This window comes from Deltaproteobacteria bacterium (assembly GCA_003194485.1).
GTDB lineage: Bacteria > Desulfobacterota > Dissulfuribacteria > Dissulfuribacterales > UBA3076 > UBA3076.
In genome coordinates, this window is sequence record PQXD01000004.1 from 126,551 (window position 1) to 144,381 (window position 17,831).

Sequence of the window (17,831 nt, forward strand, 5' to 3'; positions counted from 1 at the left end):
CAAGGGTTTTTAAAAGGCACTTTTTACAAAATAATGACCACAACGTTGCTATGCAGCGCGTGGTCATTATTTCCGGGATAATCAGAACCTTATCAGGCTACTTTATTATAACAAAGTCATCCCTACGATTTTTTGCCCATGCCTCCTCATTGTGTTCTGGTGCCAGAGGCCGTTCCTCACCAAAACTCACAGTATCTATACGATCCGGATTTACACCCAGATTGACGAGATATGCCTTGGCGGCTTTTGCCCTTCTTTCTCCAAGAGCCAGGTTGTACTCATTGGTACCGCGCTCATCACAGTTGCCCTGGATTTCTATCCTGAATTCCGGATAATTAAGCAAAAACAGGGCATTGTCTTCCATCACAGGCTTCATATCGTCACGGATGTTAAAACGGTCAAAGTCAAAGTATATGGGATGCATGGGGTCGCTAGTCCTGCCCTCAGAGATAGTTTCTCCAATGCCGGCGGCAGTGCCAATTGTTTCGCTCGGGATTTTTGTTTCCCCCATGCCAACCTCGACAGTACCGGGTATTTCTTCACCTGGTCCTACGGCCGCTTCTCCGATCTGCTCGGTTGGAAGCGCTGCTTCTTCACCGACTTTTATCGATTTTTTTGCACATCCGGCAAGAAGTCCCGGGACCAGTATTAAAATCAGTGCCATTAAATAATAAACTTTACCTTCCAGATTGCCCCAATACATATCCGCCTCCCGTAAAAATATTTTCTATCATAAAATACAACCAAAAAAGGTTTGCACCTGAATTCCGGAGATTGTGCTCCACTTTAGCAGAGTAGAAACAAAATTCAACCTGTTTTATTGGCATTCTCTTTGTAGTTTACACTTTTTTAACATAGACGGATGCCAGCCGTCAGCCGTTAGCTATTAGGTAAAAACTTTATATAAAAACGGGTTGTTAAGCTAAAAGCTGATGGCTAATCGCTCAACTTAGGTTCAAGGAAGCCAGGCCATCTTGGTATCACTGACATATGATTTAATTCCGTTTACAATGCCTTCGGCTACGCGGTCCAGATAGCGGTCACTTTTGAGGCGTCTTTCTTCCTTCCTGTTACTGATAAACGATACCTCAACCAGAACAGAGGGCATCCTCGCACCTATCAGGACAAAGAACGGGGCCTGTTTGACCCCTTTATTTTTTACGTTTCTATAATTTTTCCTGAGGTTCCTTACAACCTCCCTCTGCACGTAACCTGCCAGGCGTGAGGACTCATCGACCTTTGCATTTTTCATTATGTCATTCAGGATGTTTTTGAGGTCACCTATTCTTTTAGTGGATGTAGCGTTCTCTCTTGCCGCCACCCTCATGGCCTCTTCATCCAGTGCGAAGTTTAAAAAGTAGGTCTCGATTCCACTAACTCTCCTGCTGGGAGATGCATTTGCGTGAATAGACACAAAGATATCGGCCTTTCGGGCATTGGCAATGGCAGTCCTTTGTGTAAGCGGCAGAAAACTGTCTCTCTTTCTAGTCAAGATAACTTGACAGCCAAGATCTTTCTCCAGTCGTGCTGCCACCCTCTTTGCGATCTTGAGCACAACGTCTTTTTCCCTCAGGCCGGTGGGGCCGATGGCCCCTGGATCCTTCCCGCCGTGGCCTGCATCTATCACCACCCGTTTTACACAGAGCCCCAACTGTTGCGCGAGAGAAAGGCCGCTGCCGTTTAATCTGCCTTTTGTACTTTTACTGACTTCCAGAGACCGTGGAGGACAGGAAGCCCTCTGGAAGTAGTTCTCTCCGAAGACGTCCACCACTACCCTGAAAGGGTCTTCAAGGTAAAAGATCTTGGTCTTATGTATCTTCCCGAGGTCAAATACCACCCGGACTGTATCAGGATTGAACTGGGCTACCCTCACTCTCTTGAGTAGTCCATCCTGTATGGGAATATTGTCTTTGAATTTTTTTTCTATACGTGCCGGTTTAAGATCTAAATAAATACGTTCCGGAAGATGTTTTGTCTTATTGGCAGGAAGATATCCTTTATTGAAAGATACAGGGCCTGCCGTGTCAATTACTACCCTGGTGTAGTCCGAAGCAGACCAATGCCTTACCTCTTGCACTACGGCGGATTTTGCACCTGGAGCAATCCCCGGGCTGGAAAAGCCTGCATGCCCTCTTTCCTTTTGTATCGTCCACCTTGAAGGTTTTGTTTTCCGCGGCTGTTTAGGGCCCAAGATTTTCAGCCGGTCTCTGGCGTTCCTGGCCTTGTCGCCCATGGGATATTCCTCAACTATCCGCTCCCAGGCCTCTCGCGCCAGACTGACATTTCCGGTACGCTTGTAAAGTCCGCCAAGGGCATACAGGGCGTCATCTGCCAAACGGCTTTCAGGGAACCTCTCAACCAGGACCTCATATCGCTCAATGGCCTCTCTGATATCCTTCATGGCCCCTGAATATCCATATAATTCACTGTAGCAACGGGCCATCATGAAGAGGGCCTTGGGGGCAACCTTCTTGTCGTTGGGATAGGTAAGATAGACTTTCCTGAACTTCTTAATTATACGGATCCATTTTGTTCTGTGGGTGCGGAGCCGGGGACTTCTGGCAAGACGATCGTATTCATATTTGGCCTGACGATAGGCATATTCACCTCTGCTTACAGAAGAGGTGCTTGGCTTGGCGAGGGCATGGTCCGAAGCGATTAGCAGGGACGACCCTGACAGGAAAACAATGATAAACAGGGATAAAAAAACACGCGGCTGGATGCAGCAGATGTTTCCGTATAGCAATATGCTCATAGTTTCAGGAAACCGCATTCTTTTTATCTTTTTACTCAAGTTATCATTTAAGTGATGATTCTGCTGAAAATACACCATCTGCTGCGTTGCTTCAATTTCATCGCCATTGCGGCATACACTGAGTACACCTCATTCCTTGGGAATCTCACGCCTTGCATCCGAAGTATTTTGATCTGTAAACTCATGCAGGACTGCAAGGCTCCGGCCTTTGGCAGGATACCAGGACTTAATGCCTTTGTATTGTTGCAACATAGGAGTTATTTTTATATTCTGATTCCGTGCTGTCACCTGAAGGTCTGCAAAAGGCTCAACGTGGGCATGCAGCCGCGTTCCACATTTCCAGATACGGAATGATTAATTACGTGAATATAGCCCTTTGTCATTTTATATGTTATTTCCTTATTCAAGATTAAAAAAGGAGGGCTTTTCCTAGGTGGGGACTTTCCCTGAAAAGGTATATAGCCACAGATCTAATTCCAAAGGCATTTTGGATTCCTTTAAACCGGATTTTGAAAAAATTGAGCAGGTGTTGAGCAGGCATTTTGCTTCCCATATACCTTTTGTAAACGAAATAAGCCATTATATCCTTTTCGCCGAAGGAAAACGTCTAAGGCCTTTACTTACTGTATGTGCAGCAAGATTATGCGGAAGGGATGATGAAGCCGTGTTCGACCTTTCGGCAGTCCCGGAGTACCTCCATGCTGCCAGCCTTTCTCACGATGATATAGTAGATGGGGGTGTGATGCGTCGCGGCAGGTCTTCTACCTATAAAATCTGGGGAAATAAGGCCACGGTCCTGGTTGGTGATTTCCTCTATGCCAAGGCCATTGAGCTTGCCAGCCGGTTTGGGGACATCCGCATAGTGACAGCCATTGCAGAAGCAGTTGCCCTGATGTCTGAAGGCGAGATTATACAGCTTTTACAAGCAAAAAACCCGAGCTTTGACGAGGAGACCTATTTAGAAATCATTAAAAGAAAAACAGCATCACTGATTTCAGCATCATGTAAAATCGGTACCCTCCTTGCAGGTGCTGGAGAGTCCGAGATGCAGGCCCTCAGCGACTACGGCTTCTATCTGGGCCAGGCATTTCAGATGATTGACGACGTCCTTGATTATACTGCAGATGCCAGTGAGCTGGGAAAGACCATTGGGACAGATCTCGCTGAGGGGAAAATCACACTGCCTCTTGTTGTTGCCATTGGGAAGGCATCTTCTGCAGAAAAGGAGAGGCTGTTAAAGGTACTCAGCAATGGCAATCCCTCTGAGAAGGAACTTGTATGGGTGAAGAATCTGCTGTCCCGCGCCGGGGGGCTGGACTATACAAGAAGTCGGGCAAAAGCCCTGGTTGCTTTGGCCTGTGAAGGTTTAGAGACATTTGCTCCATCAGAGACAAGGGACTTACTCCATGACCTTGCACAGTTTGTTTTAGAGCGTCGCAAGTAGCGCAAGCAAAGTTAAGGCAGTGTCAAGATCTACTGTGATTTTTTCAAAAAGTGCCTTAAAACGATTTATTATTGTCGGAGGAGCAGGTGCTCTGGCAACAGGCGCATATGAAATTTTTTGCCCCAGAGCTACCTTGTGGGGCAAGGTATTAACCCATGGCTTCCGAAATGTACGTGCAATAAGTCTCGTGTTCGACCGAAGCCCGAATCCGTTAACAGGTCCAATCTGTAAACGACTACATGAGCTTGAGATCCCGGCCACATTTTTCATAGAAGGGGAGAAGGCCAGGAAAAATCCCAGGGCCTTGCGCTCCCTGCAGTTCTTTGAGATAGGGATTCATGGAGAAAACTACAGATCGCTTATTTTCCAGAACAAAACAGAACTGAGGCACATGCTCAAGTCATGCCTTGCCCTGGCAGGCGATATCCAGGGAAGGGACGCCCGCTTTCTCATGCCTCCTTATGGATGGAAGGATTTACGCCTTGTAAGAATAGCAAGAGAACTGGGTCTTTTAGTGGTCAATCCGTCCCTAAAGCTCGATTGGCGTGAGGGATTTCCTTTTAATACTTCAGTCGAGCGCATCCTGGCACGGGTGGGTCCTGGCGATATAATTCTTGTGAATAATGATCCATTGAGATCGCCTCCTGAGCCCCTTTTTATTGAGCTGCTCACATTGCTGATTATCGGGCTTAAAGATAAAGACCTCAGGATCTGGGGGCTAAGCCCTTTACTTCTTCGCCATTAATTTCATGTAAATATCCGGTGAACCCTCAGTCCACTCCGCAAACCGTTCACGGGCAGGGGACATTTCTTTGAACAGTTCAGATGAGACTGCAAAAATACCTCGCCAATGCCGGTGTATGCTCCAGGAGAGCCGCAGAAGTGCTCATCCGCTCAGGCCGGGTCACTATAAACGGTGAGGTTGCAAGGCTTGGATCCAAGATAGATCCATACACAGATATCATCTGCGTTGACAAGATCAGGGTTCTCTGTAAAAGACAACTCGTTTATCTTTTGCTTAATAAACCAAAAGGCGTCCTGACCACAGCTCGTGATCCCTATGGGCGAACCACTGTAATGGATCTGCTTCCGGGAAGAGTTCCGGAGCGGGTTTATCCTGCTGGGCGCCTGGATAAAGACAGTGAGGGTCTGCTCCTCCTCACAAATGACGGTGCTCTGGTTCACCGGCTATTGCATCCCAGCCATAAGATCTCAAAGACTTACCATGCAACAGTGAGAGGGAGACCTTCAAAAGCCGCTTTGGATCTGCTTCGACGAGGTATAGAGATAGAAGGAAAAACGACATTGCCCTGCGAATTGCGTGTGCTGAAAACCACGAGGCGTTCGACGATACTGGAAGTTACGCTGAAAGAAGGCAGAAAACGCCAGATAAGATTGATGTTCAATACGTTAGGCCATTCCGTCATCAGGCTGATACGTATCAAAATAGGTCCTATAAGGCTGGGGAAGCTGCAACCTGGCAAGTACAGGATATTGACCGACACTGAAGTGGAGCTGCTGAAGAAGTCAGCGGGATTGGTTTAAATAGCAATAAAACCCAGATACCAGTCTGTCAGTTCATGCCCCCAGAATAAGGTTATTAGGGCGGCCCCAACCAGAAAGGGACCGTAAGGTATGGCCATATGCCTGTTTCCTTTCTGTAACGACATTATTGTCAGGCCGGCAACTGAACCTGCTGCGGCACTCAATAGGATTACAAGCGGAATTGCCTGCCACCCCAAAAATGCCCCTATCATAGCAAGGAGCTTAATGTCCCCGCCCCCCATTCCCTCCTTGCGGGCAATGATATAATAGCCCCATGCCACAAGAAATAAAATGCCTCCGCCCATCAATATCCCCAGAAGAGAATCCCGCCATGACAGCCCGGGAAGCAGAAACGAAGACAGGAAGCCAACGGCAATCCCGGGCAAAGACACTGCATCCGGGATAATTTGATGTGCAAGGTCGACAAATGTCACAATTATGAGACATGCTGAAAAATAAAAATAAATAAATAGTTCAGAACTAAAACCAAACTTGTACCAAAGAACAAGGCACAAGAGGCCGCTCAGCAGCTCAACAAGTGGATACTGCATGGAGATCCTTTCCCCGCAAGAACTGCATTTTGCCCTAAGAAGCAAAAAACTCAGTATGGGGATATTTTCCCACCATTTCAGCCTGTGGCCACATTTCGGACAGGCAGAACCAGGCCTTACCACCGACCTGCCTTGAGGCAGTCGGCATATGCATACATTCAAAAAGCTACCGATACAGGTCCCCAGCAAAAAGGCCAGAAAGGGCCAGGCGAATGTCGGCAAGGTAATCATATCACTTCTTTTTCCCCTGACCCGCTCGGCAGGGTGTGAAGCTTCAATAGGCCCTGCCTTACCAGGTCCAGATAATTTTTCCTTACCTCCTCAAGCTGAGACATAATCTTTATAAATCGTAAATACAAATTATAGTATTCTGACTGATCAGGCTCAAACCTCACCTGAACGAACTGGAACCCGACCCCTGTCTTTGACCGGCCCAGATGTTGTATGTAACCCTTGAGGGCAATAGTTCCCACTACCGGCAACTCAATAAGCAGGTCAGTGATGAGCCCTATAGACACAGAGCAGTTTACTGCCACATAACATCCGCTTAGCGAGATATTGGAAGTGTATCCCGATATATTGAACTCTGGAAAATATACGCGGAATTTTGCTAAGTATCGGATTTCTTTTCGCTTTTCGTGCACGGAATTTCTCCTGTATTGAATGCCGGCTCAATAATCACAAAAGACCTGTCTACTGATACTTACTTTACTCTTCGGACATAACGAAGCATGAGAAAAATTTCCCCCAAGGGCTCGATTGCCCGTGGCAGCATGATCAGGGAGTATCGATGAACCGGCTTTTTTTATAACAGGGCCCTTGGACCAGCGTCCGGCAACACTTTCTTTTACGGCAAAGCTTGCAGGAGGAACGAGTACGGGTAAGGTCCTCACGAGTTGCACTTCTACAGTATCTTTTGTCATAAGTTTTTGTGCCCATTCGCCATCGAGCTGTACAGGAAGATTCTGCTTACCGGTGATTTTTACAGAACAGGCCTGAGAAGTGGCTCTGGGATCTGAAAGAGAAGTGATGCGACCTCTCAGCAGCAGCCCCAGATATGCTCTGATAGCGGGAATGGCATATACTTCTAACTTCCCATCGCTCCAGCAGGACACGGATGAAAGAGACCCGCCGCCAGCATAATACTCAATGTTAGAAAGGATCAAAGTGCCATGTCCTCTTAGCCTGATTTGATTCATATTCCCCTTTTTATCAAGGAAACACGCATCTATTTTATGGTAACTGGATTTGAGCTTAGCCGAAAGTATATATTTCAGGCCTACAGCTATAAAAAGAAACTGATTCCATCTCTTTCCAAGGTGACGGCAAAGACGTTTCAGGCGTATTCGTGAGACGGACGCCACTATCCTTGCATCCAGGCCAAAACCTGCATATCCTATAAATCTGCGGTCTCCGCAGGACCATAGGTCCATTGCTTCAACCTTTCCGGCACTGATCCCCGACCAGAAATAATCAAGTCCACCCTGATTCCATACTTCCCACCAGCCCAGGCTTCTGGCCAGATCGTTCCCTGTGCCGAGTGGCAGGATGGCAAGCGGCGGGGGCCTGTCAAGCTCGCCAAGTGCACGTGCAACCGCTGATACGGTGCCATCACCTCCTGCAACAACAGTAAGGTCACAGCCTGAAGCCAAGGACAACACCTGAGCCTCAAGATGTTCAGGATCAGTAAAGACAATATGCCTGTTGAGACTCCGGACATGCACGACACGCTTTAGTTCAGCGGCAATCTTTTTCCCCGCATGAGCGCCGGCTACGGGATTTATAAGAAAAAGACAATCCATAATTCCTTGCCAGGATAAGCTTAAATTATTAGATTAGAAACAAAAAAATGACCATGAAACCAAATAATTTCCGCATTCTGGTAGTAGACGACGAAAGACACTTGACGGCTCTCTTGGGCCGAATCCTTACACAGTCAGGCTATCAAGTAAAGACTGCCAGCAGCGGCATCAGCGCTATTGGCAAAATTGATGATTTTTCTCCCAACCTTGTAATTACGGACCTCAAAATGCCTGATATCAACGGACTTGACCTCTTAAGAAAGGTGCGGTCGGAAAGGCCGGAAATCGATTTTATAATCCTTACGGCCTATGCGACTGTGGAAAATGCTGTAGAGGCTATAAAGGAAGGGGCTTTAGACTATCTCATAAAGCCCCTCAAGGATCCGGATGAATTACGGATGGCGGTGTCCAGAGTGGTGGAACGCCAGAACCTCGTGGCAGTGGATACTCTATGGAGAAATCAGCTTTCCGAAGGTCTCCCGCCTACCGATGTTCTGTTTGCCGGCATGGAGGAAGTATGGATAGAAGTACAGCACGTGGCCGGGACAGACGCCACCATATTGCTTCAGGGGGAAAGCGGTACCGGAAAGAGCCTTGTAGCCAAAGCAATTCATCATTTGAGCGGACGAAAAGGTCCATTTGTTGAGCTTAATTGTGCTGCAATACCTGAAACCCTTATTGAGTCCGAACTCTTTGGACACGAAAAGGGTGCGTTTACCGGAGCGGTCAATGCCAAGAGGGGAAAGTTCGAGCTTGCCCAGAATGGGACCATGTTTCTGGACGAGATAGGTGAAATGCCCTTGTCTGCTCAAGCAAAGTTTCTTCGAATACTCCAGGAAAAGGCGTTTGAAAGGGTGGGAGGTACTACTACTCTCAATACCAGCGCCAGAATAATTGCCGCCACCAACCAGGACCTTATGGCTGGAATACGTGAAAAACGCTTCAGAGAAGACCTTTACTATCGTTTAAATGTTTTCCCAATAAACCTTCCTCCTTTGAGAAACCGCCTCGAGTCGGTACAGGTGCTTACTGACTATCTTGTACGCTCGATATCTATGCGTGTTGGGAAAAAGGTCTCTGAAATTTCCAAAGACACGCTGAGACAAATAAAATCCTATGAATGGCCCGGCAATGTGCGGGAACTACATAATGTCATTGAGCGAGCCATTATTTTAAGCCGGGACTCCAGGCTGACACTGCCTTCGTTGACAACCTCACCTGTCGAGATTGCACCTGGATCAGCTACTAAACGGCTTCGTAGTTTACGAGACCTGGAAAAAGAAGCCATTGAGGAAACTATCAGGGAAACAGATGGACATAGACGTAATGCAGCAAAAATATTAGGTATTTCAATCAGAACGCTTCAATACAAGCTAAAGGAATACGGTCTTCTTAAATAGATGGCACGATGTTTGCTTATTAGAATATATAAAAAATATTATCCCTCCCAACCCTCCTCTCCCCGAAGGCCTTCTTGGAATTCTCCAAAAAGGCCTTCTTTTTTATACTGGTATATCCTTCTGCACGGTCTTTCAGGGAGCTTTAAAGTCGCAATCCATTTATTACTGCTCCAGGATTTCATTGGTTTATCCAAAAGGCCGCTTATTTCCAGGCAAAAAATGCCGGGAATCCCTCCCTGGAGATATCGAAAAATAACCATGCAAAAGTCAGTGCAAAAATTGCATAAATTAAGTGCAAAAATTGCATAAACCCGCAAAAATTGCATATCGTGTCTACTGCAATCTTGATTGAAATTTCTCAAAATGGTAAAAATTTTTGATATTTTAGATAAATTGAGTCATTAATGCGTGGATATTCAAGAGGTACGCAATCTGCATATATTTTCTTGAGTAATCTTAAAAGACAAGAATTGTACAAACAATTAACAAAAATCAAAGAGGGCACTTCCGGTTTGTCCCCAAAGTCGACCAGAGGCACAGTTAAGTAGCCGTGAACGTGCATAGGGCAATCGAGTCAAAAGCTGCTTATCATCCCCTTTTTTTCTTAGTTGTCATTCTGTTATTGAACGGTGTCGGCTCTGCTCATGCCAGGAGTATAGGTTATGATGAAAACACGGAGATAGTAGCCAGGGGAATAATAAGACAGTGTGAGGCGAAGCCCTATATGAATTTTCAGTGTTTTACTCTTCAGTCCGGATCTCGAATTTTCAGGGTTATTGTTGCTCCTCGATGGTTTGTCAGGAGAATTCGACTTCAACTCAATAACGGAGTGAAGGTAGAAGTGGTTGGATCGAAATTCTTCGGCAGAGATGGACGCCTTTGTCTATTGGCAAGATACATAAGATTTCCTTCCTCAAGAAGAAACGTTGTATTGAGAGACAGGAACTGCAGGCCTGTCTGGCAAAATTCCTGCCTGAGAGAATCCTCCTGTCTGCGCATTTTTTATCAATCTCCATAGTAAATCTTATTTCTTTAAACACATGTCCTTTCCTGATCCTTCTTTTTACCGGAGCCAAATCCTGGCCAAACGCGACCGTCTTTCCTCCTTTAATCTGAGCCATCTTAGCGAAACAATAACTTACAGGCTCAGGGGGCTTGAAGAATACAAGAGCAGCAGGATGCCTCTTATTTATGTATCCTTCAGGAGCGAGGTGGAAACGCATCAACTCATCAAAGAGAGGCTCAATAGCGGGCTTGAAGTGGCCATTCCCAAGACGGACGTCAAAAACAGGCAGCTGGAAACTTACCTCTTGGAGGATTGGGGAAAAGATCTCAGGCCCGGGGCCTATGGAATATTAGAGCCGGATGCAGAAGCAGCCTCATTAATACAACCATCCCAAATAGACCTGGCAGTGGTTCCCGGCAGTGTATTCGACCGCAAATGCGGCCGATATGGATACGGAGGGGGATACTTTGACCGTTTCTTATCCATAAAGGCCCCTCAAGCCATTCGTATAGGACTTGCTTTCAGTCTTCAGCTGCTTCCGGAAATTCCCCTGAAAACCCATGACCAGAGAATGGACATTATCGTAACAGAAAGTGAGATACTGCGGTGCAATTACAGGGCAGATTCATGAACGCTTGCTCTCACTGGACAAACGTGTCCGTGCACAGTTCCCTTAAGGCATCCAGCCCTTTTCTGTTTCCCAGGGCAACAAGTATGTCACCACTCTTTATAACATAGCCAGGATCCAGAGATAATATCATCTCGCCCCCGGATTGCTGAACTGCCAGGACCGTAACGCCCAGCTTCTGCCGCAGGGCAGCATCCAAGAGACTCACACCATCCAGCGATGACTTGAAAACTATTTCCACCTGCTCGATAGCAAGATCAAGGGTGGACGAATGTACTGCCAGGTCCAGAAACTCTGTCACAGTAGGCTGAAGTACCGCAAGGGCCATGCGCCGTGCCCCTATCTCATATGGCGAGATTACCCGATCTGCCCCTGCCTGAATCATCATCTTTTCCGCATCGGCATCATCTGCTCTGGCCAGAATCAGCAAGCCCGGATTCAACGACCTGGCTGCAAGAGTGATGTACACGTTATACGCATCGGTACTTAATACGCAAACAATCCCTTTTGCACGCTCAATACCCGACTGAATCAGGATTTCATCATGGGTCGCATTGCCGGCTACATACAAAAAATCATTTTTCTCTATCTCCTGTATAGCAGCGGGATCATTTTCTATTACCACAAAGGGATACTTTCGCTCTTTAAATATCCTGCATATTGACGTTCCAATTCTTCCGTAACCACAGATAATAAAATGTTGTTTAAGCCTGGAAATGGTCTTTTCCATTTTCCTTTTCCCCAAGAGTCCCTTAAGATGCCCTTCTATAATTGCCTCTGCCAGTACCCCAAAGGCATAGAAAAAAAAACCTACACCCATGACGATCAGCAGGGCGGTAAATATGCGCCCTGCCTGACTTAAAGGGTGGACCTCATTGTAACCGACAGTAGTCAATGATATGGTTGTCATGTAAATGGCGTCAAGGACATCCCAGCCCTCAATGATCACATAACCGGCGATGCCAAATATCCAGAGGCCGATGAGAAGTGCAGCTACTGTTAGTAGCCTGCGTTTGCCGTACATCCTTCCTTACTTCATGCGAACTGATCTTGAAAGGACCTTGCTGAAATTCCTTAATCCCAGCCGGTAATCAGGAGGCAGGTGCACATGGATAGCTCTAAACCTGGCATCAGAAAGGGCCTCGAAGTCTCCAACCGCCTGGGCAAATTGGATATGCCAGAAAGAGACACCGAAGTCCGGGATTACCGGATAGTCTTTTGCCCTTTTACGAGTAAAGATCAAAAAAGCTGCGGAAGTCGGTCCGCCTTTGTAAATCTGGCCCGTAGAATGGAGATACCTCGGACCATAACCCATGGTAGTAGCGCATCCCTTCTCCTGTCTCACAAAATAGCGCATTTCCCCTACCATTGCTTCCATTTCCGGATCATAGGGCAGGTAAGGGAGAAATGCCAAATAGCCCCAGGTCGGCAGGACATGGAACATGTCTCTCATGGCCCTTGAAAGGCTCTTCATGGATACAGCCAGCATCTCTGAAGTACGAAAATGAAGTTGACTATATGGATCTACCCAGAATTTTATAGGCATCTTGCCTTCGGCGCGGTAGACATCGAGGATTGCTCCGGTCTTTTCCTTTGAACGCCTGACATCCGGCTCATCAAAGGGATTAACTGCCAGGAAGTGAGAGGCCAGGGCGGTCGCCATTTCCCACAGGAAGAACTGGGCCCCGAGATCATACAGATCTTCGAGCCACAACTCATAGACGGGGAATTGGGCCTCCCGCAGCTCTGACACAAACCCTTCCAAAGAGTCCTTTTCCGGAGCCCCTTTTACTCTCAGGTAGACAAAAATACGTTCTCCACCATAAAATCCAGGAATCCCGGTAGATTCGCCGATAATTGGAACCAGACCCCTGGTCTCTTTACCAGTACTCTCTGCCACAAGCTGTTCCAGCCAGAGGCCAAAGGCCTTGATGGGCAAATCGGCCAGGATGGTCAGTTTGTCCCTGCCCTGAACACCGAATTCCCCTAAGAATTCTCCCAGCTTATACCCGGGATTTATATCGCATGGTATGTTAGGGCCGCATTTATTGACCATCTCTTCGGCCCTTTGAAGTATCCTGCCGATATCAATCCCCAGCAGGGCCGCCGGGACCAGACCGAAGTAAGAGATTGCTGAATACCTTCCTCCTATGTCGGTGGGATTAAGAAAGATCTTCAAAAAACCACGCTCATTCCCGAGTTTTTCCAAGGGAGTTCCAGGGTCTGTAATAGCCACAAAGTGCGATCCGGGATCAGACAGCCCATTCTCCATTAATGGCCAAAAGTAATTAAACATGGCATTAGGTTCCAGCGTAGTACCGGATTTGCTGGCCATTAAAAATAGTGTTGAGTTCCAGTCTTTATTCTGGACGACGTTCTCTATTTCGTCAGGGTCGGTGGTATCCAGCACCTTCAGTGCAGGGAATCCTTCTTGAGAGCCGAATATTTGACTCAAAACCAGGGGGCAGAGACTGGACCCTCCCATACCAAGCAGCACTATCTGCTTGATGCCTCGCTGCTTTATATCTTGCGCGAAATCTACTATATCTCCTTTGGCCTCTCTCATCTTTGGAATAACATCCAGCCAGCCAAGACGATCTGTGATCTGCTTTTGAACTTCCGGGGCCTTGGCCCAAAGAGACGGGTCCTTTTCCCAAAAACGAGAAAGTACAGCTTTTTTTTCAACATTTGACAGATGTGATGGACGATAAAACACCCGCGATCCTCCTCTCCACGATTCTTTAACCAGCCTTAATTGATTGTAGAACTCTAAGTCATATACCCCGGCGCTGCAAATAATTTATGCGGAATAAATGTAAATATTCTTATGAACCCGTGGTCCCATGTGCGTAACCGTTCACAGGAAGGGGATATTTCTTTTCACTTCACACTTCAGCCCCTTGTTTTCTTAAGGCCTTTGACATGGGGTATGTCCTGCCCCCTCTGCATTCGCCTTACGCTGCGCTTAAGGCGATGCAGTTTCCCCCACAGCAAAAGCCGAGAAAACTACGGGGGCTTCCGTTAAACCGTTCAAAGAAATATCCCCTTCCTGTGAACGGTTGCCATCCGCGCCCTGCCGCAGGAGCGGTTTACCTTTTGCAGGGTTTCGATCGCGGGCCGGATTGCACTGCCTCTCCGGTCCGCGATGAGTGAGCTTTGAAACCCGGAAAAAGGTAACCGCTTCAAGGCAGGATATAACGGGTTCACCGAATATTTACAGAAACAGTAGATTTTTTTCTTGCAGGACTTTATATTAATAAAATATGAAAATGTTATCAAAGGCCTTTAATCGGCTCCTGATTACCGTGTTTTTTATAAGTGCGTCAGTACTTCACGCAAAGGATGTAACTATGATCTTATCTTCTCCTGCATTTTCAGATGGTAAAAGGATACCGGTTGTCTATACCAGACCGGCTGTGGGCGGAAAAGATATCTCACCACCTCTTACATGGTCGGGGATACCTGAAGGGACCAAATCCCTTGCATTGTCTGTAATAGATCCACATCCAGTGGCCAGAAACTGGGTCCACTGGATGGTAGTGGACATATCACCGGAGACAGAAGGTTTAGCAGAGGGGGCATCAGGAAAGATCATGCCGCAAAATTCCAGGGAAATCGTCAACTCCTTTGGAAAGCCGGGATATGGAGGACCACAGCCCCCTTCCGGCACAGGTGATCACCCATATGTATTCACTCTCTATGCGCTGGACGTGGAAAGTCTCGATCTTCCTGAGGACGCCAGCCTGTCTTGGTTCCTTGAAAGGCTTCAGGGACACATACTGGCCGAGTCGAGCTTAACCGGTTACTTCGGCCGCTGATCTGTCAAGCACCTTGATTCTCAGATCAAACAGGATAGGAGTGAGATATCAAACATGACCGCAATAATTACCAAAGGCAAGAGCTCTCAAAGGCATGAGCACATATCTATCCATACTCGATTAAGCCCGCGCCTGGGGCATCGTATAATTTGTCCGCACTGCGGGAACGAATGGAACTTTTACCAAATAGCAGAGGAAGTAAAGCTCACTACACGGTATATCCAAAACGCCGACGGCAGTTTTACTCCCATTAGCGATGATTCCAGGATCCTGGGAGAAGTAAAACTTTACTGTGGAGAGTGCCAGGCAGACCTGAGTAAATTCCATAACAGGTTTTTGGAGATGCTTTTTTGAATCCTGACCGTCCTCCGCTCATCATTACAGACAATCGCTCTTTCAGAACACATCTTTCAGAGCTGTCTTCCGGAGACACAGTGGTCGGGTTATTGAACATCAAACCCACGGAGCAGGTCCTGTTCCTGGACCTTGTGGAGCGAGGTATCCGGCTGTTTCCTCCAGCACTGGCCCAGCAACTAAGCAGGTCAAAGTGCTTGCAGGCCATGGTATACAGAGAGTATATGGTGCCCCATACATTTGTGGCCAGGGACCGCCACGACATGATCAAACAAATAAATGTCTATGGCCGGGAAGAAATCGGACCGGTGGTTACCAAACAGGATCGCTTTAATTGCGGCCTTGGCGTGCACCTGTGGTCATCAATTGAAGAAGCTCACAATCAGGCGTGTTTTGGCTCTCTCAACTACCCCTTTGTTGTACAGCCTTATGTAGAGACAGCAATCGATGTGAGGGTCGTGATAATAGGAGATTATTCCGAGGCCTATTGGCGGCGCAACCCTCACTCCTTTCGTAATAACATGTTCTTCGGCGGAGATAGCGGCGAACACGAACTTTCATCTGATCAATGGGACCTCTGCCGTAATGTAATGGAACGGGGAAGATTTCCCAATGCCCACATAGACCTGATGGTTACTACGGACGGAACCACTTATTTTGGTGAAATAAATCTCAGGGGAGGCCTGAAAGGGGCCAGGATCTCCGGGCCTGAATATCAGGAGCGGATAAAGGCTATGGAGAAAGCATTCGTTAAGTCCGTAAAAGAAGAAGAAAATGGATGATATTCATCCGTCAGTCAGTGCTCATGCCGAATTGGCCAAGCGAATACAGAAAGCTCTCGCCCTTTCCGCCAGGCTTTTGGGCCGGCCGGGCAATTCCTGTTATCAGTTGATCTTGAACCGCAACAAGACCGCAGATGCTTGCATCAACAGGCTGCATCATTGATTTAAGGATATATTCCCCGTCCACCCAACCAAGAAGCATAAGCCAGTCCCCTGCCAGGGCGCTTTTCTCTCCTGGCACCCCGGGAAACAGCAGTTCCGGTAGGCCGTTCCCATCCACATCAGCAGAAATAAACCATTTCGCAAAACCACCTGCCGGTAACTGCGGGGAAACCCGATTTGAGGAAGACCAGAGCAATTGTCCTGTCTCATAGATACAGAGTTTGCCGGCATAGTCAATCGTACAGATCTCTGTATCGCCATTCCCATTCAGGTCTGACCAGCTTGACCTGATTACGGAGAAATTCTTTGGGCATGCTATGCGATCCCTATATTCAAGGCCCTCATTGCCGGGTTCCATAAGATAGACCTTTTGTCCAAACATGATACCGGCATCAAAACTCTGCCCCAGAAGCGATTCCTTTAAACCATCTCCATCCCTGTCTACAAAGGCAAGCCACAAGTTTATCTCATCCTGTATCAGGTTAAGCGTAAGATCCTGATAGCTTAGCAGTATTGAACGCATGCCAGCTCCATACAGCAGTACATTCAGCGCTATCCATCCATGAGTTTTTACAGCAGAAAAACCGACCGGGTGCCCAGGTCCGCCAAACCGGTGAGAGGCAAGCTCTCCCGTACTTCCATAGCGGGCAACATACAGGCCTGACGGCAAAAGATATATTATCTCAAGCTTACCGTCTCCATCAAGGTCAATGATATCAACCTGGATCGCGCTTTCTGGAAGACGTCCTACAAGACGCGCATTGCCCAAATCAAATGACCTGATGTATGTCTTGAGTTTTCGGCCCCCCATATCATACCGGTGTTCCGCATGATCTGCTTCTTCAAAGATATCTGTACCGCACTTCCGTCTTTCAGTGTCCTCTGTTCTAAAAACAGGATACTCATGCAAGAGGGCCAGATCAGGACCATAGACCTTTAATCCCTCCTGCTCTAAGGCAAAGAGTAAAACAATACCCAGTGTCTTCATTGACTGGGGATCCAGCACATCGGAAGGGACATCAGAAGGATCCAGCCAGACAAGATCCGGAAAGGTCTGTTCCAAGTCCCGGCGAAACTCATGGGCCGGTCCAAGACATGATCTGACCACAAAGGCCGCTGCCATGTCGCTATAGCGCATTGCAGGCTGCCCCACGCTCAAGGGTCCCTGGGCAGATAATACTTCACATACAGATTCGCCATCTTCAGGTCGTGTTACTCGAATGGTCGCCAGCGGTTTCTTAATATAACCAATTATCTCACCGTTATCGGGGTCAAGAACCTGGGTCCCTTTGCCATATACCTCAAAAAGATCCCCTGTGTTCACACCATGGTTCCTCCCCCTGTCCAGTATCAAGGAGTATCCGGATACTCCCGCAACCGAAGCAGATAGCGGAGCGAAGTCTTTTAACAGTTGATCGTATGAATATACAGGATATGATCCGGAATAACCTGAGACAGCCTGCAAAAGGACACAGGGAATTGAAAACGCGATAATCATTGCGTAGCAAAGGGTCTTACCAGAATAATTTGACACAACAGAACCTATTGGATTCAATAAAAAAAGCCCTCACCTTTTGGCAAGGG

Annotated in this window: 19 protein-coding genes; 8 read left to right on the plus strand and 11 right to left on the minus strand. The window is 47.3% G+C overall.

The window, feature by feature from the left end; all coding sequences use genetic code 11:
- Positions 1–97: 97 nt before the first annotated feature.
- Together pal and C4B57_03640 are read right to left on the minus strand one after the other, a co-directional pair.
- Positions 98–511, minus strand: a complete 414-nt coding sequence (pal, locus tag C4B57_03635) for a peptidoglycan-associated lipoprotein Pal (protein PXF55396.1) — start codon at positions 509–511, stop codon at positions 98–100.
- 444 nt (positions 512–955) lie between these two features.
- Entirely contained in the window at positions 956–2,833 is a 1,878-nt protein-coding gene (locus C4B57_03640; protein PXF55347.1) for an N-acetylmuramoyl-L-alanine amidase, read from the minus strand.
- A gap of 355 nt (positions 2,834–3,188) precedes the next feature.
- Between C4B57_03640 and C4B57_03645 the strand changes: the two genes are divergently transcribed.
- From C4B57_03645 to C4B57_03655, 3 genes are all read left to right on the plus strand, one after another.
- Positions 3,189–4,199: an octaprenyl diphosphate synthase gene (locus tag C4B57_03645; protein ID PXF55348.1), complete on the plus strand. Its 1,011-nt coding sequence runs from the start codon at positions 3,189–3,191 to the stop codon at positions 4,197–4,199.
- Positions 4,200–4,218: 19 nt separating this feature from the next.
- Complete coding sequence (locus C4B57_03650) at positions 4,219–4,944, plus strand: hypothetical protein (GenBank protein ID PXF55349.1); 726 nt, start codon at positions 4,219–4,221, stop codon at positions 4,942–4,944.
- A gap of 80 nt (positions 4,945–5,024) precedes the next feature.
- Positions 5,025–5,744 (plus strand): pseudouridine synthase, encoded by a 720-nt coding sequence (locus tag C4B57_03655; protein PXF55350.1) that lies wholly within the window; start codon positions 5,025–5,027, stop codon positions 5,742–5,744.
- On the opposite strand, the gene C4B57_03660 is transcribed toward C4B57_03655, so the two are convergent.
- From C4B57_03660 to C4B57_03670, 3 genes are read right to left on the minus strand one after another with little or no spacing between them, the layout of a single operon-like run.
- Positions 5,741–6,526 (minus strand): prepilin peptidase, encoded by a 786-nt coding sequence (locus C4B57_03660; protein PXF55351.1) that lies wholly within the window; start codon positions 6,524–6,526, stop codon positions 5,741–5,743. The two genes, C4B57_03655 and C4B57_03660, sit on opposite strands and share 4 nt — an antisense overlap.
- Positions 6,523–6,960, minus strand: coding sequence for a hypothetical protein (locus C4B57_03665; protein PXF55352.1), 438 nt, complete (start codon positions 6,958–6,960; stop codon positions 6,523–6,525). The genes C4B57_03660 and C4B57_03665 overlap by 4 nt, the downstream gene beginning before the upstream one ends.
- A gap of 6 nt (positions 6,961–6,966) precedes the next feature.
- Positions 6,967–8,097, minus strand: a complete 1,131-nt coding sequence (locus tag C4B57_03670) for a hypothetical protein (GenBank protein PXF55353.1) — start codon at positions 8,095–8,097, stop codon at positions 6,967–6,969.
- Positions 8,098–8,150: 53 nt separating this feature from the next.
- Between C4B57_03670 and C4B57_03675 the strand changes: the two genes are divergently transcribed.
- Positions 8,151–9,497: a sigma-54-dependent Fis family transcriptional regulator gene (locus C4B57_03675; protein PXF55397.1), complete on the plus strand. Its 1,347-nt coding sequence runs from the start codon at positions 8,151–8,153 to the stop codon at positions 9,495–9,497.
- A gap of 38 nt (positions 9,498–9,535) precedes the next feature.
- Here C4B57_03675 and C4B57_03680 read toward each other — a convergent pair whose 3' ends face one another.
- Both C4B57_03680 and C4B57_03685 read right to left on the minus strand, forming a co-directional pair.
- On the minus strand, positions 9,536–9,757 hold the full coding sequence (locus C4B57_03680) for a hypothetical protein (protein ID PXF55354.1): 222 nt from the start codon (positions 9,755–9,757) through the stop codon (positions 9,536–9,538).
- Between the two features lie 558 nt (positions 9,758–10,315).
- The gene (locus tag C4B57_03685) at positions 10,316–10,537 is read right to left on the minus strand and encodes a hypothetical protein (protein PXF55355.1); all 222 of its coding nucleotides are present in this window, start codon (positions 10,535–10,537) and stop codon (positions 10,316–10,318) included.
- On the opposite strand from C4B57_03685, the gene C4B57_03690 reads away from it, so the two are divergent.
- The gene (locus C4B57_03690; GenBank protein PXF55356.1) at positions 10,538–11,134 is read left to right on the plus strand and encodes a 5-formyltetrahydrofolate cyclo-ligase; all 597 of its coding nucleotides are present in this window, start codon (positions 10,538–10,540) and stop codon (positions 11,132–11,134) included.
- A gap of 10 nt (positions 11,135–11,144) precedes the next feature.
- On the opposite strand, the gene C4B57_03695 is transcribed toward C4B57_03690, so the two are convergent.
- The 3 genes from C4B57_03695 to C4B57_03705 form a co-directional block, all read right to left on the minus strand.
- Complete coding sequence (locus C4B57_03695) at positions 11,145–12,155, minus strand: potassium channel protein (protein PXF55357.1); 1,011 nt, start codon at positions 12,153–12,155, stop codon at positions 11,145–11,147.
- Between the two features lie 6 nt (positions 12,156–12,161).
- A complete protein-coding gene (locus tag C4B57_03700; GenBank protein ID PXF55358.1) occupies positions 12,162–13,847 on the minus strand; it encodes a phosphoheptose isomerase in 1,686 nt (561 codons plus the stop codon).
- A gap of 314 nt (positions 13,848–14,161) precedes the next feature.
- Positions 14,162–14,410, minus strand: a complete 249-nt coding sequence (locus C4B57_03705) for a hypothetical protein (protein ID PXF55359.1) — start codon at positions 14,408–14,410, stop codon at positions 14,162–14,164.
- A gap of 71 nt (positions 14,411–14,481) precedes the next feature.
- Between C4B57_03705 and C4B57_03710 the strand changes: the two genes are divergently transcribed.
- The 3 genes from C4B57_03710 to C4B57_03720 all read left to right on the plus strand — a co-directional run bounded on the left by C4B57_03710 (position 14,482) and on the right by C4B57_03720 (position 16,085).
- The gene (locus tag C4B57_03710) at positions 14,482–14,949 is read left to right on the plus strand and encodes a YbhB/YbcL family Raf kinase inhibitor-like protein (GenBank protein PXF55398.1); all 468 of its coding nucleotides are present in this window, start codon (positions 14,482–14,484) and stop codon (positions 14,947–14,949) included.
- A 132-nt stretch (positions 14,950–15,081) separates the two neighbouring features.
- The gene (locus C4B57_03715) at positions 15,082–15,303 is read left to right on the plus strand and encodes a hypothetical protein (protein PXF55399.1); all 222 of its coding nucleotides are present in this window, start codon (positions 15,082–15,084) and stop codon (positions 15,301–15,303) included.
- Complete coding sequence (locus C4B57_03720) at positions 15,300–16,085, plus strand: hypothetical protein (GenBank protein ID PXF55360.1); 786 nt, start codon at positions 15,300–15,302, stop codon at positions 16,083–16,085. Before C4B57_03715 ends, C4B57_03720 begins: the two co-directional genes overlap by 4 nt.
- 10 nt (positions 16,086–16,095) lie before the next feature.
- On the opposite strand, the gene C4B57_03725 is transcribed toward C4B57_03720, so the two are convergent.
- Positions 16,096–17,745 carry a hypothetical protein gene (locus C4B57_03725; GenBank protein PXF55361.1) on the minus strand — a complete coding sequence of 550 codons (1,650 nt, stop codon included), beginning with the start codon at positions 17,743–17,745 and terminating at the stop codon, positions 16,096–16,098.
- Positions 17,746–17,831 lie beyond the last annotated feature (86 nt).